The organism is Cellulomonas triticagri, assembly GCF_003696205.1.
GTDB classification, from domain to species: Bacteria; Actinomycetota; Actinomycetes; order Actinomycetales; family Cellulomonadaceae; genus Cellulomonas; species Cellulomonas triticagri.
On record NZ_RFFI01000001.1, the window covers coordinates 14,213 to 39,028 of the forward strand.

A 24,816-nucleotide genomic window follows, 5' to 3' on the forward strand; every position below is an offset into this window, starting at 1 on the left:
ATGTCGGATGTCGGTCCCCAGTCCGGCGTGCTGCGCGGCCTGTGGACGACGGGGTCCGGGTGTCGGCGGTGTGCGGCAGAGTGGCGGCATGACCAGCAGCGAGCCCACCCCCGGCGGCGCCACTCCCGACCCCGGTCCCGCACACCCCCGCGTCGCCACGGCCGCCGTCCCCGGGACCGCGGGGCGGCGCTGCTTCGGCGACGGCGACCCGCTGTACGAGCGCTACCACGACGAGGAGTGGGGCCACCCCGTGCACGGCGACCGCGCCCTGTACGAGCGCATGTCGCTGGAGGCGTTCCAGTCCGGGCTCGCGTGGATCACCGTGCTCCGCAAGCGCGAGGGGTTCCGTGCGGCCTTCGCGGACTTCGACCCGACCGTGGTCGCGGGCTACGACGAGCACGACGTCGAGCGGCTGATGGGCGACCCCGGCATCATCCGGAACCGCGCCAAGGTCACCGCGACCATCGCCAACGCCCGCGCGCTGCTGGACCTGCAGGCCGCCGGGGGCAGCCTCGACGCGCTGTTCTGGGCCGCCGCGACCGCGCGCTCCGAGGACGACCGGCCACGCACGTTCGCGGACGTCCCGGCGAGCACCGACGCGTCGAAGGCCCTCGCGAAGACGCTCAAGCGGCACGGCTTCCGGTTCGTGGGCCCGACCACCGCCTACGCCGCGATGCAGGCGTGCGGGATGGTCGACGACCACCTCGCGGACTGCCCCGTCGTGCTCGCGCGCACGGACGGCTGACGCCGGCGAGCGGGCACCGAGCACCCGCTCTCGCCAGCGCCGGGGCGCCGGGTCAGGCGTCGGCGTACGGGCGCAGCGCCTGCCCGTCGACGTCGACCCCGAACCGCACGACGGCGCCGCCGAGCGCCCGGTCCCGCTCGGGCACGTCCGCGTCGCCCGCCGCAGCCGTCGTCACGTGCACCTGACCGGAGCCCGGCGCGCCGAACCCGGCGCAGGTGACGCGGGACGTGCCGACCGCGAGCGCCTCGACGAACGCGCCGTCGGCGGTGAACCGCAGCACGTGCCCGCCGCCGTACAGCGCCACCCAGAGCCCGCCGTCGGCGTCGACCGTCGTCCCGTCGGGCTGCGCGGCCGCGTCGCCGTCGCGGAGCGCGAGGAACGGCTCCGGCGTGCCCGCCCCGCCGGTGCGGACGTCGTACGTCATCCGGAAGACCACGCCGGTCGGGGTGTCGGTCAGGTAGAGGGTGCCGCCGTCGGGGCTCCACTGGAGGCCGTTGCCGAGCCGCACCCCGGTGAACGGCGTGCTGATCTCGGGGCCGTGCCGTCCCGCGACGACGCGGTGCACCACCCCGGCGTCACCGGGCACGCCGGCGCGCGGCATCGTCGAGATCCACAGCCGCCCGGCGCCGTCGCAGGCCCCGTCGTTGAACCGGTAGTCCGCGGGCATGCCGTCGGGACGGGTCAGCGGTCCGAGGCGCACCCCGTCGTGGAGCCCGAGGCCGTCGGCGGTCGCCAGCAGGTACCCGCCGGACGCGGCGGGCCAGGCGAGGCTGACCGGTGACGGGGTGCTGAGCACGCGGTCCCGCTCCGGGTCCGCGCCGGACCAGCGGTGCACGGCCCGCCCGTCGATGTCGACCCAGACGAGCGCGCCCTCCCGCTCGTCCCACCACGCCCGCTCCCCGAGCACGGCGCGCTGGTCGCCGACGACCTCGCCGTCCGCGCGGGCGCCCCGCACCAGGTCGCGGACGTCGGGGCGGTCGCGCACGGCGGGCACGGGCACGGTGGACAGGTCGGTCGGCGTCATCGCCGTCGAGCCTGGCACGCGCCCCCGGACCCCGCGCGGCGGACCCGTCGCCCCGCACGCCGGCAGGTGTGACCCGCGCCACGGGAACGTGACGCGTCAGGGGCACTGGACGGGCGCGGAGGACCGACCTAGTGTGGCGGCACCATCCAGAGCGACCGAGAGACCTGGCTCGACGACGTCGCAGCAACCCCCCTCCTGACGGAGGGTGCGGGTGCTTCCGCCAGGTCCGATGGAGCTGACGATGAGCAGTCGCGACACACCGCACCCCCTCGACGCGCACGCCGTGGCCGACGGCCTGGGCGCCGTGGACCGCCCGACCGTGTCCTTCGAGCTGTTCCCGCCGCGCAACCCCGACGCCGCGCCCCGGCTCTGGGCGACGGTGCAGGAGCTCGCGGCCGCGCGTCCCGACTTCGTCTCGGTGACCTACGGCGCGTCCGGCAGCACCCGCACCACCACCCGGCAGCTGGTCCGGCGGCTGCTGCGCGAGACGTCGCTGACGCCCATCGCGCACCTCACCTGCGTCGCGGCGTCGGCGGACGACCTGGCACGCACCGTCGAGGAGTTCCTGGACGAGGGTGTGCGGTCGTTCCTCGCGCTGCGCGGCGACCCGCCCGCCGACGGCTCGTGGGCCCCGCACCCGGAGGGCCTGCCGACCGCGAGCGCCCTGGTCGCCCTGCTGCGCGACGTCGAGCGCCGCCGGTGCGCGTCCAGCCCCGCGCAGGCCGTCCGCGCCGCGACCCGGCCGCTGTCGGTCGCGGTCGCGGCGTTCCCGCGCGGCAACGCCGGGTCGGGCAGCAGCCGGGAGCAGGACGTCGCGGCGCTGCTCGCGAAGCAGCAGGCGGGCGCGGACTTCGCGATCACCCAGGTGTTCTACGACGTCGCCGACTACTGCGAGCTGGTCGCGCTCGCCCGCGACGCGGGCGTCACGATCCCGGTGGTGCCCGGCATCATCCCGACGACCGACCCGGCCCGGCTGCGCCGCGTCGCGCAGCTCACCGGCGTCCCGGTGCCGCAGCGCGTCCTGGACGTGCTCGACGCGTTCGACGCCGACGAGCCCGCGGACGTCGCGCGGCGGCACCGCGCGGGTACGCGGATGGGTGTCGACCTCGTCAACGGCGTCCTCGACGGCGGCGCGCCCGGCGTCCACCTGTACACGTTCAACACCCACGGCCCGGCGCTCGACCTGCTCGACGGCGCCGGGCTGGGCGGCGACGCGCCCCGCGCGCACAGCCGCGTCACCCCGGCCGCACCCGACCTGCTCACCGTCCCCACCACCTGAGGCGAGAGATGACCCACCAGACCCACCCGTTCCCGTCCGGCACCGTCCTCGGCTACCCGCGCATCGGGCCGCGCCGCGAGCTGAAGAAGGCCCTCGAGGCGTTCTGGGCCGGGCGCGCCGAGGCCGCCGAGGTCGAGGCGACCGCCGCCGACCTGCGCCGCCGCACCCGCACGCGCCTGGCGGAGCTCGGCCTCGCCACGGACCTGCCGGCGATCCCCAGCGCGTTCTCGTTCTACGACCAGGTGCTCGACGCGGCGACCGTGCTCGGCGCCGTCCCGGACCGGTTCGCCGACCTGGTCGACGGCTCCGGTGCGCTGGACCTCGCCGGGTACTCCACGGTGGCGCGCGGACGCGGCGACGACCTGCCGCTCGAGATGACCAAGTGGTTCGACTCGAACTACCACTACCTGGTGCCGGAGATCGGCCCGGGCACGACGTTCCGGTTCGCCAGCGACCGCCCGGTCCGGGAGTTCGCCGAGGGTCTGGCCGACGGCGTCCTGACCCGCCCGGTGCTGGTCGGTCCCGTGACGTTCCTGGCGCTGGCCAAGGCGGCGGAGGGCTCCCCGGAGGGCTTCGCCCCGATCGACCGCCTCGCGGACGTGCTGCCCGTCTACGCCGAGGTGCTGCGCGCCCTGCGTGCCGCCGGGGCGACGTGGGTGCAGCTCGAGGAGCCCGCGCTGGTGTCCGACTCCACGGGCGTGCCCGCCGACCGGCTGCTGGCCGCCGCCACGGAGGCGTACCGCGTGCTCGCGACGGACCTGCCCGCCGCGGAGCGGCCCTCGATCCTCGTCGCCGCCCCGTACGGCGACCTGCGCGACGCCCTGCCGGTGCTCGCGGCGACGGACGTCGAGGGGCTGGCCCTGGACCTCGTGCGCGGCACCGTGCCGACCGGTTCTGTCGCGGGTCTGGCGGACAAGGTCGTCGTCGGCGGCGTCGTCGACGGCCACAACATCTGGCGCGCCGACCTGGACGCCGCGCTCGGCGGCCTGGAGCGGCTGGAGGGACTCGGGGCCCACCAGGTCGCCGTGGGCACGTCGACGTCGCTGTTCCACGTCCCGCACGACGTCGAGGACGAGCCGCAGCTCGACCCGACGCTGCGGTCCTGGCTGGCGTTCGCGGACCAGAAGGTCCGCGAGGTCGTCACCCTGGCCACCGGCGTCACGGAGGGTCGCGAGGCCGTGCACGCCGAGCTGCTGGCCGCCGCTGACGCCCGCCGCTCCCGCGCCGAGGCCCCCGGGGTCGTGCGGCCGGAGGTGCGCGAGCGCCTGGGCGGGCTGGACGCCACGGCGTTCCGTCGTGGCGAGTTCGCGACGCGGCAGGCCGCGCAGGCCGAGCGCCTGGGCCTGCCCGCGCTGCCGACGACCACCATCGGCTCGTTCCCGCAGACGCCGGAGATCCGCGTCGCGCGCGCCGCGTTCGGCCGGGGCGAGATCAGCGCCGAGCAGTACCAGGACGAGATGCGGGCCGAGGTCCGCCGCGTGGTCGAGCTGCAGGAGCAGATCGGCCTCGACGTCCTCGTGCACGGCGAGCCCGAGCGCAACGACATGGTCCAGTACTTCGCCGAGAACCTGGACGGTTTCTCCGTCACGCAGAACGGCTGGGTGCAGTCCTACGGCTCGCGGTGCACCCGCCCGTCGATCCTGTGGGGCGACGTGTCCCGCCCGGCGCCGATCACGGTCCCGTGGACGACGTACGCGCAGTCGCTCACCCCGAAGCCGGTCAAGGGGATGCTCACCGGCCCGGTGACGATCCTGGCGTGGTCGTTCGTGCGCGACGACCAGCCGCTGGCCGACACCGCGAACCAGGTCGCCCTGGCGCTGCGGGACGAGATCGCCGACCTGGAGGCCGCGGGCACCGCGATCGTGCAGGTGGACGAGCCCGCGCTGCGCGAGCTGCTGCCGCTGCGGGCCGACGCGCACGCCGCGTACCTGGACTGGTCGGTCGCGTCGTTCCGGCTGTCGACGTCCGGGGTCCGCCCGGACACGCAGATCCACACCCACCTCTGCTACTCGGAGTTCGGCGAGATCTTCGGGGCCATCGACGGGCTCGACGCCGACGTGACCTCCATCGAGGCCGCCCGGTCGAAGATGGAGATCCTCGGGGACATCGCCGCGGAGGGCTACCCGCGCGGCATCGGCCCGGGCGTGTGGGACATCCACTCCCCGCGGGTGCCGAGCGAGGCCGAGGTCACCGACCTGCTCGCCTCGGCGGTGCGCGTGGTCGACCCCACGCAGCTCTGGGTGAACCCCGACTGCGGCCTCAAGACCCGCCGCTACGAGGAGGTCACGCCGAGCCTGGAGCACGTCCTGGCGGCGACCCGCACCGTGCGGGACTCCCTGGCGATCCCGACGGCCTGACGGCCTGACGCGCGACGACGCCCCGGACCGTTGCCGTCCGGGGCGTCGTCGTCCGCCGCTGCCGCCCGATCAGGCGGTCGCACCCTGCGGGGCGTCGCCGCGGGCCTCGATGGTCGCCGGGGTCCCACCGGTGGTGACCTCGATGCGGCGGGGCCGTGCCTCGTCGGCGACGGGGATCGTGAGCGTCAGGACGCCGTCGGCGTACGACGCGCTGACGGCGTCGAGGTCGAGGCCGCGGCCGACGGTCAGCTGGCGCGCGTACGTGCCGGTCGGGCGCTCCTTGGCCAGCCACTGCACGCCGTCCTCCGCACGCGCCGTGCGCTGGGCGCGGATCGTGAGCGTCCGGTCCTCCACGTTGACGTCGATGGAGCCGGGGTCCGCACCCGGCAGGTCGACGTGCAGCACGTAGTGGTCACCGGAGCGGTACAGGTCCATCGGCATGGACGCCGCGGCACGCTGCGTGCCGAGCACCTGGCCCATCAGCCGGTCCATCTCCTGGAACGGGTCGAATCGGGTAGCCACAGCCCGTCACCTCCTCCGAGCGGTCGAGGTCCCGGACGGTCCGGGACCGCTGCTGCCCCGGTGCCTGCGCGGCACCGGAAGGGGCTACGAGCAGATTTCTAGCACTCGGCACCGTCGAGTGCCAGCGCAGGACCGGCGGACTTCGCTCAGAGATGAACTCGCAGGTCAGGGGCCATTACCGGGCGGTGGACCGCGCCAGGGCCCCGACGATGCGCACGTCCGCGTCGAGCCACGGCACCGACAGCCAGTCCCCCACCGGGAGGGTGCGCAGCTCGTCGTGCTCGACCAGGGGCTCGGGGGTGCCCGTCACCACGACGGCGCGCCACAGCCGCATCGTGTAGCGCTCGGTGAGCACCCACGCGCCGTCGTCCGGCCCGACGAGCTCCGCGCCCAGCCGTACGTCGACCCCGAGCTCCTCGCGCAGCTCCCGGTGCACGGCCTCCTCGGGGGTCTCCCCCGGCTCGACCTTCCCGCCGGGGAACTCCCAGCGCCCCGCGAGGCTCACCGGCGACCGCCGCCGGGCGGCGAGCAGGGTGGTGGGCGCGTCGAGGTCGTCGACGATCGCGGCGGCCACGACCAGCACGGGAGTCATGCGCGCAGTCTGCCAGCGGCGCCGCCGGTCAGCCGATCAGGAGCAGGCCCGCCAGGCTGACACCGAGCGCCACCACGGTCGCGACCCCGCCCAGGGCGAGCGGCCGGGCGCCGGTCCGGATCAGCCGGTCCACGCGGATCTGGCTGCCGAGCGCGACCATCGCGGCACCGAGCAGCAGCGTGGTCACCGGCTTCACCGCCGGGAGCACGACGTCCGGGACCAGACCTGCGGACCGCACCAGCACCGCCGCCAGGAACCCGACGACGAACAGCGGCACCAGCGGCGCCCGCCGCCGTCCGGTCGTGGACGGTCCGCCCGCGCGGCGCCGGGCCACGCCGACCCCGGCGACCAGCGGCGCGAGCAGCACCACCCGGGCGAGCTTCGCGACCACGGCGACCGACAGGGCCGCGGCGGAGACCGCTCCCGCTGCCGCGACGACCTGCGCGACCTCGTGCACCGCCATGCCCGCCCACAGCCCGGCGGTGCGGTCGGACAGCCCGAGCGCCCCCGCGAGCACCGGGACCGCGACGATGGCGAGGCTGCCGTACAGGGTGACGAGCGCGACGGCGGTCGCGACGTCCTCCTCGTCGGCGTCCGCGACCGGGCTCATCGCGGCGACCGCCGCCGCCCCGCAGATCGAGAACCCCGTCGCCACCAGCAGGCTCAGCGTGCGACCGACCCCGAGCCGGGGGCCCAGCCACCGCGTGACCGCGAACGTGACGGCGACCGTCACCAGCAGCACCGCGACCTCGCGGGCCCCGAGGTCGAGCAGGTCGCCGACCGCCAGCTGCAGCCCCAGCAGCACCACCCCGGTGCGCAGCACCCGGCGGCCCGTCCACGCGAGGCCCGGGTCGAGTGCGGCGGGCAGCAGCCCGGCGGCGCGGGCGCCTGCCCCGAGCAGCAGGGCGAGCAGCAGTCCGGGCAGCACGGGGACCCACGCCGTCAGCGCGAGGCACGCGCCCGCCACGACCAGCGCGGTGACGAGGCCGGGCAGCACCGCCCGCACGGCGGCGCCGCGCGGGGTGTCGCCACCGGCGGGGGCGACGGGCATGGCGGGGGTGGCGGGGGTGGCGGGGTCGGGCAGGGCAGGGCGAGGCACTCCCCCACGATCCGCCGCGAACGCGTCGCCGGGAACGCCGACCTCGCTCGGGGGTTCTAGCCTGAGGCTATGCCCGAACCCGTCCTGCCGTCCCGCCGCGTCCCCATGGGGGCGCTCGAGGTGCTGGACGCGGTGCACGCCGCGGGGTCGCTGTCCGGCGCCGCCCGCGCGCTCGGGCTCGCCCAGCCGTCCGTGAGCACGGCGCTGCGCCGCCTCGAGCGGCAGACCGGACTGGCCCTGGTCGTCCGCGCCCCGTCCGGGACGCGGCTCACCGACGCCGGGCTGACGCTGCTCGACCGGGCGCGCGAGGTGCTGTCCGCGTCCGACGCGCTCGAGCGCGAGGTGCTCGCCCTGCGCACCGCGAGCGGCGCCCGGGTCCGGGTCGCGGCGAGCCTGAGCATCGCCGAGTACCTGGTGCCCGGCTGGCTCGCCTCCCGCCCGGCCGACGCCCCGCTGGTCGACCTGACGGTGGCGAACTCCCGGGACGTCATGGCGGCGGTGCTGGACGGCCGCGCCGACCTGGGGTTCGTCGAGGGCCCCGACGTCGCCGACGGCCTGCACGCCCGGGCGGTCGCCGAGGACGAGCTCGTGGTCGTCGTCGCCCCGGGGCACCCGTGGGCACGGCGCCGCCGGCCGCTCACGGCCGCCGAGCTCGCGTCCGCCCCGCTGGCCGTGCGCGAGGCGGGGTCGGGCACCCGCGCGGTGCTGGACCGGGCCCTCGCCGCGGCGGGCCACCCCGTCGCGGGCTCCCCCGCGCAGCTCGGCTCGACGTCGGCGGTGAAGAACGTGGTGCGCGCGGGCACCACCGCCGCGGTGCTGTCCCGGCTGACGGTGGCCGACGAGGTCGCCCGGGGCGACCTGCGGCAGGTGCCGGTCGCGGACGTCGACCTGCGGCGCACGCTGCGCGTCGTCTGGTCCCGCTCCCGCCGCCCGACGCCGGGCGCCCGCGCGCTGGCCGAGCACGTCCTGCGCGAGTCGGGGGCGCCGAGCGGTCGCTAGGCGCGGGGTTCGCGGCCCGGAGACCCGCACCTGCTGACCGCTCGGCGGGGGCCGGAGGGGTGCGAGGGGTGGGGGTGGGAGCGCGAGAGGCCGCTCCCGTGCTCGGGAGCGGCCTCGCGGCGTGGCGCCGGCCCGCAGGGGGTGGGTCGGCGCGGAGGTCAGCGGATGCCGGCGGCCTTCGCCCAGGCGACGGCCTCGGCGCGCGTCGAGACGCCGATCTTGCGGTAGACGGACCGCACCTGCGACTTCACCGTGTTGCGGGTGACGAAGAGGCGGCGCGCGATGTCCTCCAGCGTGACGTCCTCCCCGAGCTCCGCGAGGACGACCCGCTCACGCGTGGTGAGCGGCTCGCCGAGGATGCTGGTGGAGGGGGTGGGTGCGAGCTCCAGGGTGGCCATGCTGTCCTCCGGTTGTCATGAGACGAGGTTCGGTCCCCGGGTTCTCGGGGCCTTTCACCGGTTGATCGGCAAGTGTGGCCGCGTCCATCGCAGTTCGGTTCTCACCCGCGTGAAACCGCCTCAGATCGAACCCGCTCGCGCACCCCGTGTGCTAGGACCAAAGGACCTGGTCACCCGCGCGGCAAGCGGTGTCCGATTCCGCCCGGAACACCACCCGAACGGACTAACGTCACGTGAGGGTGCGTCTCAGTCCGTGGCCAGGGCGGCGTACTCGTCCGTGGACAGCAGGGTCCCGGCACTCGTGACGTCCACCTTGAACAGCCACCCCGCGCCGTACGGGTCGGAGTTCACGACGGACGGCTCGTCCACCGCGGACTGGTTCACCTCGACGACGGTGCCCGACACCGGGGAGAACAGCTCGGAGACGGACTTCGTCGACTCGACCTCGCCGACGACGGCGCCCGCGGCGACCTCGCTGCCGACGGTCGGCAGCTCCAGGTAGACGATGTCGCCGAGCGCGTCCGCGGCGGTCTGGGTGATGCCGACGGTGGCGGGCTCGGCGGAGTCGATCCACTCGTGCTCGGCGGTGTACTGCAGGGTGCTGGGGAAGTCGCTCATGGGTCTCTCTCGATCCGGTGCGGGGCTGACGGGGGTGGGGGTGCTCAGGCGCGGGTGTAGAACGGCAGCGCGACGACCCGGACCGGCTCGCGCCGCCCCCGGACGTCCACGGCGAGCTCGGTGCCGACCGCGCTGACCTCGGGGGTCACGTAGGCCATGGCGATCGGGGTGCCGAGGGTCGGCGACGGGGCGCCCGAGGTGACCCGGCCGACGGTCACGGCGTCGGCCGCGGTGCTCGCGACGACCTCGTACCCGTGGCGGGCGGCGCGGCGCCCGGAGCCGACCAGGCCGACCAGCACCCGCGAGGGCGTGGCGTGGGCGCGCGCGGCCAGCGCCTCGCGGCCGACGAACGGCAGCGGCTCCCCGTCGGGCCCGGTCTTGTCGAGCTTGACGACCCGGCCGAGGCCGGCGTCGTGCGGGGCGGTGGTGGTGTCGAGCTCGTTGCCGTACAGCGGCATGCCCGCCTCCAGGCGCAGGCTGTCGCGCGCGGACAGCCCGGCGGGCACCAGGCCCAGCGGGGTCCCGGCGGCGAGCAGGTCCCGCCACAGGCCGGGCGCGGCGTCGGCGGGCACGAACAGCTCGAAGCCGTCCTCGCCGGTGTAGCCGGTGCGGGCGACCAGGGCCTCGACCCCGCCGACCGTCGCGGGCATCCCGGCGTAGTACCGCACGTCCCGCACCGCGTCGACGTGCGCGGGGTCGGTGAGGCCGGTGACGATCTCCGCCGCGCGCGGGCCCTGGACGGCGATCAGCGCCGTCTCCAGCGACCGGTCGGTCAGCGAGGCGTCGAAACCCTCCAGCCGCACGGCGAGCGCGTCCCGCACCACGGCGACGTTCGACGCGTTCGCGACGACGAGGTACGCCTCGTCGCCCAGCCGGTAGACGATCAGGTCGTCGAGGATGCCGCCGTCGGGCTGGACGATCATCGTGTACCGGGCGCGCCCGATCGCGAGGGCCGACAGGTTGCCGACCAGGGCGTGGTCCAGCGCGGCGCCCGCACCGGGTCCGTCGACGTGCAGCTCGCCCATGTGGGACAGGTCGAACAGCCCGGCGGCGGTGCGCACCGCCTGGTGCTCGGCCAGGTCGCCGGCGTAGCGCAGCGGCATCTGCCACCCGGCGAACGGCGTCATCGTCGCGCCGAGCGCCACGTGCTCGTCGTGCAGCGGGGACAGCACGACCTCGGGGGCCGGCGTGGGCGTGGGGGTCTCGGTCACAGGACGGGCTCCTCGGCGTAGGCCTCGACGGGCGGGCAGGCGCACACGAGGTTGCGGTCCCCGTGCGCGCCGTCGATCCGCCGGACCGGCGGCCAGTACTTCCCGGCGCGCAGGCTCGCGACGGGGTAGGCGGCGAGCTCGCGCCCGTAGGCGTGCTCCCACGCGTCCGCCGTCACGGCGGCGGCGGTGTGCGGGGCGTTGCGCAGCGGCGAGTCCGCGAGCGGCCAGCGCCCGGCGGCGACGGCGTCGATCTCGCCGCGGATCGCGACCATCGCGTCCACGAACCGGTCGAGCTCCGCGACGTCCTCGGACTCGGTCGGCTCGACCATCAGCGTCCCGGCGACGGGGAACGACAGCGTCGGGGCGTGGAACCCGTAGTCCATCAGCCGCTTCGCGACGTCCTCGGCGGTGACGCCGGTCGCCTTGGTGATGGCCCGCAGGTCGAGGATGCACTCGTGCGCGACCAGCCCGGCGGGGCCCGTGTAGAGCACCGGGAAGTGCGGCTCCAGCCGCGAGGCCAGGTAGTTCGCCGAGAGCACCGCGGTCTCGGTGGCGCGGCGCAGGCCGTCCCCGCCCATCAGCGCGACGTACGCCCACGAGATCGGCAGGATGCCCGCCGAGCCGAACGGCGCCGCCGACACGGCGGGGGCGGACCCGCCCGCGAGCGCCGGCTCCGCGCCGAGGACCACGTCCGCGGCGGGCAGGTACGGCACGAGGTGCGCCGCGACGCCGATCGGGCCGACGCCCGGGCCGCCGCCGCCGTGCGGGATGCAGAACGTCTTGTGCAGGTTCAGGTGCGACACGTCGCCGCCGAACTCGCCCGGCCGGGCCAGCCCGACGAGCGCGTTGAGGTTCGCGCCGTCGATGTAGACCTGACCGCCCGCGGCGTGCACCAGGTCGCAGACCTCGCGGACGTCCTCCTCGTACACGCCGTGCGTGGACGGGTAGGTGATCATGATCGCCGCGACCCGCGGGCCGTGCTGCTCGAGCTTGGCGCGCAGGTCGTCCAGCTGCACCGAGCCGTCCTCGGCGGTCGCGACGACGACCACGCGCATCCCGGCGAGCGCGGCGGACGCGGCGTTGGTGCCGTGCGCGGACGCGGGGATCAGGCAGACGTCGCGGACGGCGACGTCCTCGGGGGCGGCCCCGCCCGCGATCGCCTCGGCGCGGCGACCCTCGTGGTACCCACGGATCGCGAGCAGGCCCGCGAACTCGCCCTGCGAGCCCGCGTTCGGCTGCACGGAGACGGCGGCGTAGCCGGTGATCTCCGCGAGCCACGCCGCGAGGTCACCGATCAGCTCGGCGTACCCCACGGCCTGGTCCGCCGGGACGAACGGGTGGATGCCCGCGAAGCCCGGCCACGAGATGGCCTCCATCTCGACGGTCGCGTTGAGCTTCATCGTGCAGGAGCCCAGCGGGATCATCGTGCGGTCCAGCGCGAGGTCCTTGTCGGACAGCGACCGCAGGTAGCGCAGCATCGCGGTCTCGGAGCGGTGCCGGTGGAACACCGGGTGCGTGAGGTAGGCGCTGGTGCGGCGCAGCGCGACGGGGATCGCCGTGGGCGCGTCGCCGTCGACCGCGGCCGCCCCGGCGACGACGTCGCCGAACGCCGCCAGGACCTCGGCGACGTGCGCCGGGGTCGTCACCTCGTCGCAGGTGACCTGCACGTGGTCGTCGTCGGCCGCCCAGACGTTGATGCCCCGGGCCGCCGCGGCGGCGACCACCGCGCGCGCCCGCCCGGGGACGACGGCGCGGACGGTGTCGAAGAACTGCGCGTGCTGCACCGTGACCCCGGCAGCCCGCAGGCCGTCCGCGAGCGCCACGGCGCGGTCGTGCACGCGCTCCGCGATCTCCCGCAGCCCGTCCGGGCCGTGGTAGACGGCGTACATCGACGCGACGATGGCCAGCAGCGCCTGCGCGGTGCAGATGTTGCTCGTGGCCTTCTCGCGGCGGATGTGCTGCTCGCGCGTCTGCAGCGCGAGGCGGTACGCGCGGGCGCCGTCGGCGTCGAGCGAGACCCCGACCAGGCGGCCGGGCAGCGAGCGCTCCAGGCCGGTGCGCACCGCCATGTACGCGGCGTGCGGGCCGCCGTAGAACAGCGGGACGCCGAACCGCTGGGCCGAGCCCACGGCGATGTCCGCGCCGAGCTCGCCGGGCGGGGTGAGCAGCGTCAGCGACAGCAGGTCCGCGGCGACGGTGACGAGCGCGCCCGCCTCCTTCGCGGCCGCGACCAGCGGGGCCAGGTCCCGCACCGCGCCGGACGCGCCGGGCGCCTGGAGCACCAGGCCGACCAGCGCCTCGTCGCCCAGGTCGGGCAGCCCGTCGGTCAGGTCCGCGACCCGCACGCCCAGCCCGGCGGCCTCGGCGCGGCCCAGCGTCACGGCGAGCGTCTGCGGCAGGCAGTCCGCGTCCAGCACGACGACGCCCGTGCGGCCCTTCGCGGACCGGTGCATCAGCGCGACGGCCTCGGCGACGGCGGTGGCCTCGTCCAGCAGCGACGCGTTCGCGACCGGCAGCGCCGTGAGGTCCGCGACGACCGTCTGGAAGTTCAGCAGCGCCTCCAGGCGACCCTGCGAGATCTCCGGCTGGTACGGCGTGTACGCGGTGTACCAGGCGGGCGACTCCAGGACGTTCCGGCGGATCACCGGCGGGGTCACGGTGTCGTGGTACCCCAGGCCGATCATCTGGGTGAGCACGGTGTTCTTGTCCGCGATGGCCCGCAGCGCGGCCAGCACCTCGGACTCGCCACGCGCCTCCGGCAGCGCCAGCGGGCGGTCGGTGCGGATGCTCGCCGGGACGGCCGCGTCGACCAGGGCGTCCAGGCTGGGCCAGCCGGCGCCGACGTGCGCGAGCAGGCCCGCGACGTCGCCGGGCCGGGGGCCGACGTGCCGGTCGGCGAAGCCGCGCGCGGCGTCGGTCGTGGTCGCGCCCGCGGGAGCGGACGTGCGGGTCGGGAGGGACTCGAGTGAGGTCACGCGGCTGCTCCGGGATCGGACGAGCGGGGACGGACGTGCGGGGGTGGCGCGTCTCCCCGCTCTGTCATCCGCCGGCCTCGGGCGGGGCCCGGGCACGCACGACCTGAGAGTTTTGCCGGTCCGCCGTGCCCGTGAGGGCCGGGGCGCGCCGACTTGCACCGTCGGTGGGCCGACTCGGGGTCGGCCGCTTTCCAGAGTTGCCTCGCCACGGCGGTACGGGGGCCTGAGAGATTCCCGGGGAGGGTTGCTCCTTCGGCGCCTCGCGTCCGGCGCGCCCCGCGTCGGGACGGCACCGTGCGGGAGGGCTCTCCCGCCGCGGTTCGAGCAGCGTGTGAAGTTGTCTGGGTCACAGCGTAACCGCGGCCCCGCCCGGCGTCGTCAGGCGTCCGCGGTCCGGTCGGCGAGTCGGTGGTGCGACCCGTAGGCGCTCCGAGGTTTCTCGGGAGTTTCTGTATCGCCTGCACGCACCACCGTGCTAGAAACTTGTTATGAAACTCGATCCAGTCGGACCGGCGCTCGAGCGTGTCCTCGCCGGGGCGACCGCAGACTCCCTCGAGTCGCCGACCCTGGACTTCAAGCGCGACCCCCACACGGTGACCGGGCGCGGCGCCTCAGCGAACCCGCAGGCCCGGTTGGTCGAGGTACTGGTCGACGCCGTGATCTGCTTCGCCAACGCCCGCGGTGGTCGCATCGTCCTCGGCGTCGACGACAAGACACCCGGTCCGGGCGCCTTCTTCGGGACCCAGGCGGACCCGACGGCGCTGCGGAACCGCATCTACGGGAACACTCGTCCGCAGCTCACGGTCCCGATCGAGGAGGTCGAGTTCCACGGGACGCGGCTCCTGGTCATCACGGTCCCTGAGGGCTTGGACCTCGTCACCGACAGCAAGGGCAAGGCGCTCGGCCGCGACGGGACGTCGTGCAGGCCGTTGACCGAAGAAGCTCGTCGGGCGCTCGCCCACGAGCGACGCAACCCCGATCTGACCTCACGGCAGTCGGAGCGCGTCGCCGCGGATATCGCGCCCGGCGCGTTAGCAGAGCTGCGCAGGCTGCTGGGACAGCTCGTCGACCTGCGCAGCCAGATGGCCGACCTGGACGACGCGAGCCTGCTCCGCGCTCTCAACCTCGTGGACCGGGAAGGTCGCCTGCTGGTCGCGGGCGAGATCCTGCTCTGCGTGCCCGAGCACGACGTCCTCGACCTCATGATGCGCCCGGCCCCCGGAGCCGAGCCGTCCGTCCGTCGCTTTCGCGAGCCGCTGGTGCTCCTGCTCCCCCGGGTGCTCGATCTCGTCCGCTCGACGATCGACCCCGAGGTGGCCCGTGTCGCCCTCTCCGGCGGCCAGGAGGTCGCGCTACCCGACTTCTCCCCCATCGCGGTCGACGAGGCGGTGACCAACGCCCTCGTCCACCGCGACTACGCGCGACACGAGCGGACGGTGGTCGACCACTCCCCCAACGTGCTCCGCATCTGGTCGCCGGGCGGCCTCCCGTTCGGGGTCACCGAGGACCGCCTGCTGAGCACCGTGTCGACCCCTCGCAACGTCACCCTGATGACGGCGATGCAGCAGATCGGGCTAGCCGAGCGCGCGTCGCGAGGCATCGACCGAATGTTCCGGGAGCAGGTGCGCGTCGGGCAGCGCGTGCCCGTCATCTCGGCCGACGAGTACGCCGTCGAGGTGTCGTTCACGAGCGGGGCGCCGAACCGGGCGTTCGCCGGCTACGTGGCCTCGCTGCCTCGGGCGCTCCGGGAGAACGTGGACGCCATGCTGGCACTCGTCCACCTCTGCTCGCGGCCGACGCTCTCGGTGACCGACGGCGCGCGGCTGCTGCAGGTGACCGAGGTCGAGGCGAAGGACCGGATCGACTCCTTGGCGTCCGGCCCGGTCCCTCTTGTCGAGCGAGACGGCGACGCCCGGCGTGGCGTCCGTTGGCGTCTGCGCCCCGGCGTCGCGGCTTCCCTGGGCACCGCCGTGCGCCACCGCACACGTGCCGACTCCGCCCGGCCCCGGGTCGAAGCGCACCTCCAGGAGTACGGCTGGATCACCAACCGCACCATCCGGAACATGTTCGACCTCGATGTGCAGCAGGCGACGCAGATGCTCAACGAACTGCGCTCGGCGAACGTCGTGGTGAAGGACCCTGACGGCCCGCAGCGCGGCCCCTCGATCCGTTGGCTGCCGGTCAGCTCGTCCTGAAGGGGAGGTCGGAGGTCACGACCGCCGCGGCGTGCTCGGACGGCTCCGCCGCGCGCACCTCGACCGAACGGACGGCCGCGAGCCGGGCGACCGTGCGGGTCAGCAGCCGCTGGCGGCGCTCCGAGGCCGTGAACGTCACCACGATCAGCCCCACCCCGTCGACCACGTCGCCGGTCGCCAGCGAGTCGAACGACACCCCGCGGGTGGAGAACACCCCCGCGAGCGCCGTCAGCGTCCCCGTGGCGTCGACACCTCGCACGAACGCCACCCAGCGGTGGTCGCCCGGGGCGGGCGGGATCGTCGGCGCGGTCACCGGGCCACCTCCGCCCCGGCGCCGAGGCCCCACGGCCGCAGCATCGCGTCGATCCGCTCCGCCGTCGCCAGCAGCCGCCGCGCCTCGTCCGGCTCGGGCTCGTCCAGCAGCACCCGCGACCAGCCCTCCGGGCCGAGCACCACCGGCACCCCGAGGACGCCGTGCAGCGGGGTCCCGGCGACCTCGACCTCGCCCGCGAGCGCGACCTGGCCCGCCACGACGATGTCCCGGCCGTCCAGCACCGTGTCCACCAGGTCCACCGTCGCGTTCGCCGTCGCCGCCGCGGTCTTCGCGCCGCTCTGGTGCGTCAGCCACGGGCGGGACACCCCGCGCAGGTCCGGCGGCCACGTCTCGACCAGGTCGAACGCCCCCGCGACGTCGTCCACCATCAGCCCCCCGAGGCGGACCTTCGCCTCGTCGATCTCCGCGCCGAAGCCGTCCAGCGACCGACCGCCGCGCAGCTGCGCGACCGCGCGCCGCCGCTCGTCCGCGTCCAGGCCGCTGACCCGCACCGTCGACCACAGCGGCACCAGGTCGTCGCCGTGCTGCCCCGCCGCGAACCCGCCGACCCGGTGGCGGCGCACCCCCAGGGACACCGCGACCTCCCGGCGGAACCGCAGCGTGTCCAGCCACGCGCCCATCCCGATCACCCGGTGCCGACCGAGCTCGCGCGCGACCACGGCGACGCCCAGCTCGACGGGGTTCGACACCACGACCACGACCTCGTGCCCGGAGCCGTGCTCCGCGATCGACCGGGCGTACGCGGCGAACACGGCGTGGTTCTCCGCGGCCAGGGCCGCCCGGTCCGCGACCGCGCCCGCGCGCGCCGGAGCCGTCCGGCCCGCGGCCAGCACGATGACGTCCGCGACCACGTCGTCCGGGTGCAGCGCCACGTCGATCAGCGGGGCGTGCTCGTCGTACGCGTCGACCAGGTCCGCCCGCAGCCCGTACGAGGCCCGCCCGGACGAGCCGTCCGGCCGTCCGACGAGCTGCAGCCGCGAGGTCGTCGGCAGCACCCTCCGCTCGATGAGCTGGGCGCACACCTGGCGCCCCACGTCCCCTGTCGCACCCAGCACCGCCACGTCCACGGCCCCGAGGCTAGTGCGGGGACGTGTCCGGCACGTGACGCGGGGGCGGGGCGGCTCAGTCGAAGTCGAGCAGGTCGCCCAGCCAGGACTCCCGCTTCTTCTTCTTGCCGTACGGGTAGCGCGGGTCGCGGCGGTCGTCGTACCGGCGGTCGTCGCGGTAGCGCTCGTCCCGGTAGCCGTCGCGCGGCTGTTCGTAGCCGCGGTCCCGGTACCCGTCGCCGTACCCGGGGGCGGGCGGGGGCGCCGCGGGCGGGTACGCGCCGAACCGGGGGTCGGCGGCAGGCGGCGCGGCGGGCGCCGCGGGGGCGCCGGTGGCCGAGGGCACGCCCGCGGCGCGGTCGAGGATCTTGTCGAGCTCGCCGCGGTCCAGCCAGATGCCGCGGCACGACGGGCAGTAGTCGATCTCGACGCCCTGCCGCTCCGCCATCACCAGCTCGGCCCCGTCCGTGGGACACCTCATGTCGACCTCCTTCGCCCGCGCGCCGACGTCGGGTCGGCGCGCACCGTCCGGCCCTGGAACGAACGGGCGCCCGGTGGGGTTCCGCGTCTCAGCCCCGGGTGCGCCAGTCGGCGATCCGGTCCACGGCCTCCGCGACGACGTCCGGGGACGAGGCGAACGACAGCCGCACCCAGTCGTGCCCGTCGACGGGGTCGAAGTCGGTGCCGGGGGTCAGCGCGACCCCGGCCTCGTCGAGCAGCCGCGCGCACCAGGTGCGGGAGTCCAGCCCGGAGGACGAGATGTCCGCGTAGACGTAGAACGCCCCGTCGGCGGGGGCGACACGGGTCCAGCCGAGGTCGGGCAGCCGGTCGAGGACCGTGCGGCGGGACGCGGCGTACTGGGCGACGTTGGCGTGCGCGGCGGCGTAGCCCGCCTCGGTGAACGCGGCGACACCCGCGTGCTGGGCGAGCGCCGGCGGGCACAGGGTGACGTTGCCCGCGAGCGCGTCGACGGGCGCGACGAGGTCGTCGGGCAGCAGCAGCCACCCGAGCCGCCAGCCGGTCATCGCCCAGAACTTGGAGAACGAGTTGACCACCACCGCGCCGGTGCCGAGCGCGGTCGCCGCGGTGGGCGCGCCGGCGGGTCCGGGCTCCGCGCCGGGGGCGTCGCCGTAGGTGATGCCGTGGTAGATCTCGTCGGAGATCAGCCGGACCCCGTGGTCCGCGCACCAGGCGGCGAGGGCGTCGAGCGCGCCGCGGTCCACGAGCGTCCCCGTCGGGTTCGCCGGGCCCGCGACCACGAGGCCGTCGATCGGGGCGTCCAGCGCCTCGAGCTGCTCGACGGTCGGCTGGTAGCGGGTCTCCGGACCGCACGGCAGGTCCACGACCTCGCAGCCGAGCGACCGCAGGATGTTCGTGTACGCCGGGTACCCGGGCCGGGCGAGCGCGACCCGGTCGCCGACGTCGAAGGCCGCGAGGAACGCGAGCACGAACCCCCCGGAGGAGCCGGTGGTGACGGCCACCCGCGCGGGGTCCACGTCGACGTCGTACCAGGCGCGGTAGTGCCCGGCGACGGCCTGCCGCAGCGCGGGCGACCCCAGGGCCTCGGTGTACCCGAGGTCCCCGCCCGCGAGCAGCTGCACCGCCCGCTCGCGCACGACCTCGGACGCGCCGGTCGCGGGCTCCCCGACGCAGAGGTTGAGCACGGACTGCCCAGCGGCCCGGCGGGCGTTGGCGGCGGCCACGATGTCCATGACGGCGAACGGCGGCACCTGCGAGCGGGTGGAGACCTTCATCCCGCCATCCTGCCCGCCCGGGCGGATCGCCGCGCCTGGCGTGCGGCGCGCGGGTCAGGCGCGCGCGGCCAGGGACGCCCGGACCGCCGCGACGACGCCGTCCGCCGCCGCCTCGATCTCGTCCAGGCAGTGCTCGAAGTTCTCGGGACCGCCGTACCAGGGGTCGTCGACGTCGAGCAGGTGCTCGTCGCGCGGGTCGGCGACCCGCGGCGCCGCAGGGTCGAACGACCGGTACATCACGACGCGGTCGGCGAGGTCGGGGTCGGCCGCGATCCGGCGCAGCGCCCGGGCGTGGGAGGCCGTCATCGCGAGCACGAGGTCGCGGTCGCGCAGGTCGGCGGCGCGCACCTGGCGGGCGGCGCGGTCGGGGACGGCGTAGCCGCGCGCGGCCAGGGCGGTGCGCGCCCGCCGGTCGAGGGGGTTGCCGTGCTCCTCGTCGCTGACCCCGGTGGAGTCCACGACCACCTGGTCGCCGAGGCCCGCGGCGTCGAGGCGGTCGCGGAGGACGACCTCCGCCATCGGGGACCGGCAGATGTTGCCGGTGCAGACGGTCATCACGCGGTAGGGGGCTCGCTCGTCGCTCACACCCCCATCCAACACCGGGCTCAGTGACCCGGGCCCAGCGCACCGGCGAGGCGCCCGATCCGCCGGGCGCTGTCGGCGTTCAGCCCGCGGATGGTCGCGACCTTGCCCTTGGCGGCGTAGCTGCTGGTGATCGCGTCGAGCGTCGCCGCCGTGGAGGCGTCCCAGACGTGCGCGTCGGACAGGTCGATGACGACCTGCTCCGGGTCCCCGTCGTAGTCGAACTGGTAGACGAGGTCGTTGGACGACGCGAAGAACAGCGCCCCGGACACCGCGTACACCGCGGGCCCGCCCTCGGCGGGGACCGTCCGGGTGACGGTGGTGAGGTGCGCGACCCGGCGGGCGAACAGCACCGTGGCGACGAGCACGCCCGCGATGACGCCGTAGGCGAGGTTGTGGGTGGCGACGACCACCACCACGGTCACGACCATGACACCGGTCTCGCTGAGCGGCATGCGCCGCAGCGTGGACGGACGCACGGAGTGCCAGTCGAACGTCGCGACGCAGACCATGATCATGACGGCGACCAGCGCGGCCATGGGGATCGCCCCGACGACGTCGCCGAGCACGACGACGAGCAGCAGCAGGAACGCCCCGGACAGGAACGTCGACAGCCGGGTGCGCGCCCCGGCGACCTTGACGTTCATCATCGTCTGGCCGACGACGGCGCAGCCGCCCATGCCGCCGAACAGGCCGGACAGCACGTTGGCTGCGCCCTGACCCCAGGACTCGCGGGTCTTGTCGGAGTGGGTGCCCGTGACGCCGTCGACGAGCTTGGCGGTCATCAGCGACTCGAGCAGCCCGACGAGGGCCATCGCCAGCGCGTACGGGGCGATGATCCGCAGGGTGTCGAGCGTCAGGGGCACGTCGGGGAACGCGAGGGCGGGCAGGGAGTCGGGCAGCTGCCCGGCGTCCCGCACCCGCGGCACCGCGATCCCCGCGACGGACACCACGACGGTGAGCAGCACGATCGCGACCAGCGGCGCGGGCACGACGGTGGTGAGACGGGGCAGCAGCACGATGACGACGACCCCGGCGACGACCAGCGGGTAGACCAGCCACGGGACCCCGACCACGTGCGGCACCTGCGCGATCAGCACGAGGATCGCGAGCGCGTTGACGAACCCGACCATCACCGAGCGCGGGATGAACCGGAGCAGCCGGGCGACGCCGAGCAGGCCCATCGTCACCTGGAGCACGCCGCCGAGCACGACGGTCGCGAGCAGGTACGGCAGGCCGTGGTCCCGCATCACCGGGGCGATGACGAGGGCGACAGCACCGGTGGCGGCGGAGATCATCGCGGGGCGACCGCCGAGGAACGCGAGCGACACCGCCATGACGAAGGACGAGAACAGCCCCACCCGCGGGTCGACGCCGGCGATCACGGAGAACGAGATCGCCTCGGGGATCAGCGCCAGCGCGACGACCAGCCCGGCCAGCACCTCGGTGCGCAGCCGCGCCGGCGAGCGCAGGGCCGCCCGGACGGAGTGGGCGGTGTCGGCCTCGGGCACCACGGGGGTGGCCGGCTCGGCGGCGGGCGGGGTGGCGGGCACGGCGGATCCGTTCGGGTCGCAGGGGTGGGGTCGGGGGGCGGACGCACTCTACTCTCACGTCACGTGAGGGTTACCCCCGGGGCTCCGGTGGTCCGCGGGGACACCGCCCGGGAGGGCGACTACCGTCGCTGCCAGGCAGCACGACCCGAGGCGGAGGTGGGCGGGTGGACGAGGACCTGATCGTGGTGACCGGGGCGTCCGGCCGGGTGGGGCGGCGGCTCGCCGTGCGCCTGGCAGCGGAGGGCGCCCGGCAGCGCCTGGTGGTCCGCTCGCCGGACCGCGCGCCGGACGTCCCGGGGGCGGAGGTCGCGGTCAGCCCGGGGTACGTGGACATCGCGGCGACGCGGGCGGCGTTCGCGGGCGCACGCACGGTGTTCCTGGTGTCGGGGCGCGAGGCGGCGGGCCGGGTGGACGAGCACCGGGCGGCCGTGGACGCGGCGGTCGACGCGGGCGTCGAGCGGGTCGTGTACCTGTCGTTCCAGGGTGCGGCGCCGGACGCGACGTTCACGTTCGCCCGGGACCACTGGGCCACCGAGGAGCACCTGCGTGCCTCGGGCCTGCGGTTCACGTTCCTGCGGGACTGCCTGTACCACGACGCCGTCGCCCGGTTCGTGGGCGCGGACGGCGTGATGCGCGGGCCCGCCGCCGACGGACGGCTCGCGGCCGTCTCGCACGACGACGTCGCCGACGTGGCGACGGCCGTGCTGCTGGACGAGCGCGCCGAGGCGCACGACGGGCAGGCGTACGACGTGACCGGACCCGAGGCGTACTCCCTGACCGAGGCGGCGGCGGTGCTGTCCGAGGCGACCGGCCGAGCGATCACGTACGAGCCGGAGACCCGGGAGGAGGCGTTCGCGTCCCGCGCCGGGTACGACGCCGAGCCGTGGGAGGTCGAGGGCTGGGTGACGTCCTACGCGGCCATCGCGACCGGCGAGCTCGCGACGGTGTCCCCGACGGTGCCGCGCCTGACCGGACGCCCCGCGCAGTCTCTGCGCGACTGGCTGGACCTCGACCCCGACGCGTGGGCCCACCTGCTCACCTGAGCACGTGACCCGCTGAACCCGACGCAGCTGGATGGGGGCGACGCACGACCTCCCCCGAGCGCGCGCCGCCCCCACCGGCTCACCCCGCCCGGACGCGTGCCGCAGGGCACCGCACGGGAGGGGTCCTGCGCACGCTGCCAGCCCGCGCTGGCCGCGACCCGACGGGCCGGTGAACCGCAGACGTCGGTCCGGCGACGATCCGACCGGTCAGCCCTTGCGGGCGGTGAGCACGAGCGGGCCGTCGGGGGTGATCGCGACGGTGTGCTCGGCGTGCGCGGCCCGCGAGCCGTCGGCGGTGCGGATCGTCCAGCCGTCGCCGTCGACCGCGTACCCGTCGCCGCCCGCCATGAACCACGGCTCGATGGCGATGACCAGCCCGGCGCGGAGCTTCAGCCCCGTGCCCCGGCGGCCGAGGTTGGGCACGTGCGGCTCCTCGTGCATGGTGCGGCCGACGCCGTGCCCGCCGAAGTCGGCGTTGATCCCGAGCCCGGCGGCGCGACCGACCTCGCCGATGGCGGCGGAGATGTCGCCCATCCGGTTCCCGGGGCGGGCCTGGGCGATCCCGGCCGCGAGCGCCTCCTCGGTGACCTGGATCAGCCGCTGCGCGTCGGGGTCGGGCGTGCCGACCTGGAACGTCAGCGCCGAGTCCGCGACCCAGCCCTGCACCTGCGCGGCGAAGTCGATGCTCAGCACGTCGCCGTCCGCCAGCACCTGGTCCGAGGGCAGCCCGTGCAGGGCCGCGTCGTTGACGCTGGTGCACAGCACGCCCGGGTACGGCATCGCGCCGAACGACGGGTGGTACCCCAGGTAGACGGAGTGCGCCCCGGCGTCGTCGATCATCCGGTGCGCGTGCGCGTCCAGGTCCTTCAGGGTGGTGCCCACCCGGGCCACGTCCCGCAGGCTGCTGAGCACCCGGGCGACGAACGCCCCGGCGGCCCGCATCTGCTCGATCTCCCGGGGTGTCTTCAGCTCGGCCACCGGACCACCCTAGACGCGGCGACCCTCCCCCGGGTCGGCCAGGGCGCCGACCCCGGCGACCAGCAGGTCCACCAGGACGGCGAAGCTGCGGTCGAGGTCCTGCGGCAGCCGGAACCCGCCGCCGAGCTCGAGCGCGACGAACCCGTGCACGCCCGCGCGCACGGCCCGCACCGCGTCGACGGCGCGGTCCTCGGGCAGGTCGAAGCCGCGCAGCACCGCGACGATCAGCGTGACGACCTCGGCCCCCGCAGCGGCCAGGTCGGCGTCGGCGGGGTCCGCGGGGTCGGCGGCCACCTGGACGGCCGCGTACCGGCCGGGCCGGGCGTGCGCGTACTCCCGCATCCCGTCGGCGAGCGCCCGCAGCGCGGCGGGCCCGGACAGCCCGAGCGTGCGGTCCACCAGCACGGACCGCAGGTCGCGCGCCGCGAGCACCGCGACCTCCCGGCGCAGCGCGGCGAGCGAGCCCACGTGCTTGTAGAGGCTGGGGGTCGCGACCCCGGCCTCGGCGGCGACCTTGGCGAGCGTGAGGTCCGCGAACCCGGTGGTGCCGCCCGCGTCGACGAGGTCGAGCGCGATCCGGACGACGGCCTCGCCGGACAGCCCGGCCCTAGGCACCGGCACCCCGGGGGTCCGCGGTGGCCGCGAGCAGGTCCAGCGTCGCCGCCACGACGACGTCGGGCGTCTGGTGCTGGGGGTAGTGCCCCGCGTCGGGCACCAGGACGGTGCGCGCGCCGATGGTCTCGCCGATCCAGGCGGCCTCGGCGGCGGGGTCCGGCCAGTCGGGGTCCAGGGCACCGACGACCGCGACCGCGGGGACGCGCACGCGGTCGAGGCGGCGCTCGACCACCGAGTGGTCCAGCGCGAGCGCGAGGTGGCGGAACGCCCGCAGGTACCCGGGGCGGCGCAGGGCCTCCCGGAGCGCGGCGGTGTGCGCGTCGAGGCGGGGCGAGCGGGTGCCCGCGTTGAGGGTGCGGTAGTACCGCGCCCACGCCCCCGCGCCCCAGGGCGGCGTGAGCATCGCGCGCAGCACCAGGTCGAGCACCCCCTTCTTGACCCCGCCGGCCGCCGGGTCGCGCAGGAACGGGGCGAGCAGGACGAGGCCCCGCACCAGGTCGGGCCGGTCGGCCGCGACGACGGCGGCGGCCGAGGACCCCATCGAGTTGCCGACGAGCACCGCGGGCCCGGCGTCCAGGTGCTCGACCAGGGCGATGACGTCGCCCGCGGTCGCCTCGTCGCCGTGCGTGGTGAAGCCGGGGTCGGAGTCCCCGTGCCCCCGCAGGTCGGTGGTGACGACGCGGTAGCCCGCGGCGAGCAGCGCGGTGCGGAGCTCGTCGTAGGTGGAGCGGAGGTCACCCATCCCGGGGACCGCCACGACCAGCGGACCGGTGCCGGCGTCGTCGTAGGCGACGCGGCCCTCGGGGCGCTGCAGCAGGAGCGTGCGCCGTGCCTGGTTGTTGTCCATAGCCCACAGGCTAATACCGTTAGCCACCGAGGGCAAGCACCCGTCTGCGA

General features: G+C 75.6%; 23 protein-coding genes and 2 riboswitches. Of the genes, 6 read left to right on the forward strand and 17 right to left on the reverse strand.

The features are described 5' to 3' along the window. Positions 1–88 precede the first annotated feature (88 nt). Entirely contained in the window at positions 89–745 is a 657-nt protein-coding gene (locus EBM89_RS00055; RefSeq protein ID WP_122147421.1) for a DNA-3-methyladenine glycosylase I, read from the forward strand. 52 nt (positions 746–797) lie between these two features. On the opposite strand, the gene EBM89_RS00060 is transcribed toward EBM89_RS00055, so the two are convergent. Beyond that, positions 798–1,769 (reverse strand): SMP-30/gluconolactonase/LRE family protein, encoded by a 972-nt coding sequence (locus tag EBM89_RS00060; protein ID WP_122147422.1) that lies wholly within the window; start codon positions 1,767–1,769, stop codon positions 798–800. Between the two features lie 139 nt (positions 1,770–1,908). Next, positions 1,909–2,005, forward strand: a riboswitch (SAM riboswitch). A gap of 5 nt (positions 2,006–2,010) precedes the next feature. Between EBM89_RS00060 and EBM89_RS00065 the strand changes: the two genes are divergently transcribed. Both EBM89_RS00065 and metE read left to right on the forward strand, forming a co-directional pair. Then, positions 2,011–3,048 (forward strand): methylenetetrahydrofolate reductase, encoded by a 1,038-nt coding sequence (locus EBM89_RS00065; RefSeq protein WP_233571435.1) that lies wholly within the window; start codon positions 2,011–2,013, stop codon positions 3,046–3,048. A gap of 8 nt (positions 3,049–3,056) precedes the next feature. After that, a complete protein-coding gene (gene metE, locus EBM89_RS00070; RefSeq protein WP_122147424.1) occupies positions 3,057–5,405 on the forward strand; it encodes a 5-methyltetrahydropteroyltriglutamate--homocysteine S-methyltransferase in 2,349 nt (782 codons plus the stop codon). Positions 5,406–5,474: 69 nt separating this feature from the next. On the opposite strand, the gene EBM89_RS00075 is transcribed toward metE, so the two are convergent. From EBM89_RS00075 to EBM89_RS00085, 3 genes are all read right to left on the reverse strand, one after another. Then, on the reverse strand, positions 5,475–5,927 hold the full coding sequence (locus EBM89_RS00075) for an Hsp20/alpha crystallin family protein (protein ID WP_122147425.1): 453 nt from the start codon (positions 5,925–5,927) through the stop codon (positions 5,475–5,477). 175 nt (positions 5,928–6,102) lie between these two features. Beyond that, complete coding sequence (locus tag EBM89_RS00080) at positions 6,103–6,519, reverse strand: (deoxy)nucleoside triphosphate pyrophosphohydrolase (protein WP_122147426.1); 417 nt, start codon at positions 6,517–6,519, stop codon at positions 6,103–6,105. Between the two features lie 28 nt (positions 6,520–6,547). Beyond that, entirely contained in the window at positions 6,548–7,618 is a 1,071-nt protein-coding gene (locus tag EBM89_RS00085; RefSeq protein ID WP_147463395.1) for a YeiH family protein, read from the reverse strand. Positions 7,619–7,687: 69 nt separating this feature from the next. Here EBM89_RS00085 and EBM89_RS00090 point away from each other — a divergent pair, with 69 nt between their 5' ends. Beyond that, on the forward strand, positions 7,688–8,617 hold the full coding sequence (locus EBM89_RS00090) for a LysR family transcriptional regulator (RefSeq protein WP_122147428.1): 930 nt from the start codon (positions 7,688–7,690) through the stop codon (positions 8,615–8,617). A gap of 158 nt (positions 8,618–8,775) precedes the next feature. Here the strand turns inward: EBM89_RS00090 and EBM89_RS00095 are convergent, their stop codons facing one another. From EBM89_RS00095 to gcvP, 4 genes are all read right to left on the reverse strand, one after another. Beyond that, a complete protein-coding gene (locus EBM89_RS00095; protein ID WP_122147429.1) occupies positions 8,776–9,015 on the reverse strand; it encodes a helix-turn-helix domain-containing protein in 240 nt (79 codons plus the stop codon). Positions 9,016–9,261: 246 nt separating this feature from the next. Beyond that, positions 9,262–9,633, reverse strand: coding sequence for a glycine cleavage system protein GcvH (gene gcvH, locus EBM89_RS00100; protein ID WP_122147430.1), 372 nt, complete (start codon positions 9,631–9,633; stop codon positions 9,262–9,264). Positions 9,634–9,677: 44 nt separating this feature from the next. Then, on the reverse strand, positions 9,678–10,844 hold the full coding sequence (gene gcvT, locus EBM89_RS00105) for a glycine cleavage system aminomethyltransferase GcvT (protein WP_255414322.1): 1,167 nt from the start codon (positions 10,842–10,844) through the stop codon (positions 9,678–9,680). Then, the gene (gene gcvP / locus EBM89_RS00110; protein ID WP_122147431.1) at positions 10,841–13,819 is read right to left on the reverse strand and encodes an aminomethyl-transferring glycine dehydrogenase; all 2,979 of its coding nucleotides are present in this window, start codon (positions 13,817–13,819) and stop codon (positions 10,841–10,843) included. The genes gcvT and gcvP overlap by 4 nt, the downstream gene beginning before the upstream one ends. A 201-nt stretch (positions 13,820–14,020) precedes the next feature. Further along, a riboswitch (glycine riboswitch) is annotated at positions 14,021–14,142 on the reverse strand. 165 nt (positions 14,143–14,307) lie between these two features. Here gcvP and EBM89_RS00115 point away from each other — a divergent pair. After that, positions 14,308–16,014 carry an RNA-binding domain-containing protein gene (locus EBM89_RS00115; RefSeq protein WP_122147432.1) on the forward strand — a complete coding sequence of 569 codons (1,707 nt, stop codon included), beginning with the start codon at positions 14,308–14,310 and terminating at the stop codon, positions 16,012–16,014. On the opposite strand, the gene EBM89_RS00120 is transcribed toward EBM89_RS00115, so the two are convergent. From EBM89_RS00120 to EBM89_RS00145, 6 genes are all read right to left on the reverse strand, one after another. Beyond that, entirely contained in the window at positions 16,001–16,327 is a 327-nt protein-coding gene (locus tag EBM89_RS00120; RefSeq protein ID WP_122147433.1) for an ACT domain-containing protein, read from the reverse strand. The two genes, EBM89_RS00115 and EBM89_RS00120, sit on opposite strands and share 14 nt — an antisense overlap. Continuing rightward, positions 16,324–17,415 (reverse strand): lactate/malate family dehydrogenase, encoded by a 1,092-nt coding sequence (locus EBM89_RS00125; RefSeq protein ID WP_122147434.1) that lies wholly within the window; start codon positions 17,413–17,415, stop codon positions 16,324–16,326. Before EBM89_RS00125 ends, EBM89_RS00120 begins: the two co-directional genes overlap by 4 nt. A 55-nt stretch (positions 17,416–17,470) precedes the next feature. Further along, complete coding sequence (locus EBM89_RS00130; RefSeq protein WP_122147435.1) at positions 17,471–17,875, reverse strand: TFIIB-type zinc ribbon-containing protein; 405 nt, start codon at positions 17,873–17,875, stop codon at positions 17,471–17,473. Between the two features lie 88 nt (positions 17,876–17,963). Next, the gene (locus EBM89_RS00135; RefSeq protein ID WP_122147436.1) at positions 17,964–19,148 is read right to left on the reverse strand and encodes a pyridoxal phosphate-dependent aminotransferase; all 1,185 of its coding nucleotides are present in this window, start codon (positions 19,146–19,148) and stop codon (positions 17,964–17,966) included. 54 nt (positions 19,149–19,202) lie between these two features. Then, entirely contained in the window at positions 19,203–19,703 is a 501-nt protein-coding gene (locus EBM89_RS00140) for a low molecular weight protein-tyrosine-phosphatase (protein ID WP_122147437.1), read from the reverse strand. 50 nt (positions 19,704–19,753) lie between these two features. Continuing rightward, the gene (locus EBM89_RS00145) at positions 19,754–21,283 is read right to left on the reverse strand and encodes a SulP family inorganic anion transporter (protein WP_122147438.1); all 1,530 of its coding nucleotides are present in this window, start codon (positions 21,281–21,283) and stop codon (positions 19,754–19,756) included. A 164-nt stretch (positions 21,284–21,447) separates the two neighbouring features. Here EBM89_RS00145 and EBM89_RS00150 point away from each other — a divergent pair, with 164 nt between their 5' ends. Beyond that, positions 21,448–22,326, forward strand: coding sequence for an NAD(P)H-binding protein (locus tag EBM89_RS00150; RefSeq protein ID WP_122147439.1), 879 nt, complete (start codon positions 21,448–21,450; stop codon positions 22,324–22,326). 207 nt (positions 22,327–22,533) lie between these two features. On the opposite strand, the gene map is transcribed toward EBM89_RS00150, so the two are convergent. The 3 genes from map to EBM89_RS00165 are packed head-to-tail and all read right to left on the reverse strand — an operon-like array spanning position 22,534 to position 24,766. Continuing rightward, a complete protein-coding gene (gene map, locus EBM89_RS00155) occupies positions 22,534–23,304 on the reverse strand; it encodes a type I methionyl aminopeptidase (protein ID WP_122147440.1) in 771 nt (256 codons plus the stop codon). A 9-nt stretch (positions 23,305–23,313) separates the two neighbouring features. After that, complete coding sequence (locus tag EBM89_RS00160; RefSeq protein ID WP_122147496.1) at positions 23,314–23,919, reverse strand: TetR/AcrR family transcriptional regulator; 606 nt, start codon at positions 23,917–23,919, stop codon at positions 23,314–23,316. Further along, positions 23,912–24,766, reverse strand: coding sequence for an alpha/beta fold hydrolase (locus tag EBM89_RS00165; RefSeq protein WP_122147441.1), 855 nt, complete (start codon positions 24,764–24,766; stop codon positions 23,912–23,914). Before EBM89_RS00165 ends, EBM89_RS00160 begins: the two co-directional genes overlap by 8 nt. Between the last annotated feature and the right edge of the window lie 50 nt (positions 24,767–24,816).

Bases quoted from the DNA above. Each gene is read 5' to 3' on its own strand.
- EBM89_RS00055 (WP_122147421.1), top strand. From the start codon at position 89: ATGACCAGCAGCGAGCCCACCCCCGGCGGCGCCACTCCCGACCCCGGT.
- EBM89_RS00060 (WP_122147422.1), bottom strand. From the start codon at position 1,769: ATGACGCCGACCGACCTGTCCACCGTGCCCGTGCCCGCCGTGCGCGAC.
- EBM89_RS00065 (WP_233571435.1), top strand. From the start codon at position 2,011: ATGAGCAGTCGCGACACACCGCACCCCCTCGACGCGCACGCCGTGGCC.
- metE (WP_122147424.1), top strand. From the start codon at position 3,057: ATGACCCACCAGACCCACCCGTTCCCGTCCGGCACCGTCCTCGGCTAC.
- EBM89_RS00080 (WP_122147426.1), bottom strand. From the start codon at position 6,519: ATGACTCCCGTGCTGGTCGTGGCCGCCGCGATCGTCGACGACCTCGAC.
- EBM89_RS00090 (WP_122147428.1), top strand. From the start codon at position 7,688: ATGCCCGAACCCGTCCTGCCGTCCCGCCGCGTCCCCATGGGGGCGCTC.
- EBM89_RS00095 (WP_122147429.1), bottom strand. From the start codon at position 9,015: ATGGCCACCCTGGAGCTCGCACCCACCCCCTCCACCAGCATCCTCGGC.
- gcvH (WP_122147430.1), bottom strand. From the start codon at position 9,633: ATGAGCGACTTCCCCAGCACCCTGCAGTACACCGCCGAGCACGAGTGG.
- EBM89_RS00115 (WP_122147432.1), top strand. From the start codon at position 14,308: ATGAAACTCGATCCAGTCGGACCGGCGCTCGAGCGTGTCCTCGCCGGG.
- EBM89_RS00130 (WP_122147435.1), bottom strand. From the start codon at position 17,875: ATGAGGTGTCCCACGGACGGGGCCGAGCTGGTGATGGCGGAGCGGCAG.
- EBM89_RS00135 (WP_122147436.1), bottom strand. From the start codon at position 19,148: ATGAAGGTCTCCACCCGCTCGCAGGTGCCGCCGTTCGCCGTCATGGAC.
- EBM89_RS00140 (WP_122147437.1), bottom strand. From the start codon at position 19,703: ATGACCGTCTGCACCGGCAACATCTGCCGGTCCCCGATGGCGGAGGTC.
- EBM89_RS00165 (WP_122147441.1), bottom strand. From the start codon at position 24,766: ATGGACAACAACCAGGCACGGCGCACGCTCCTGCTGCAGCGCCCCGAG.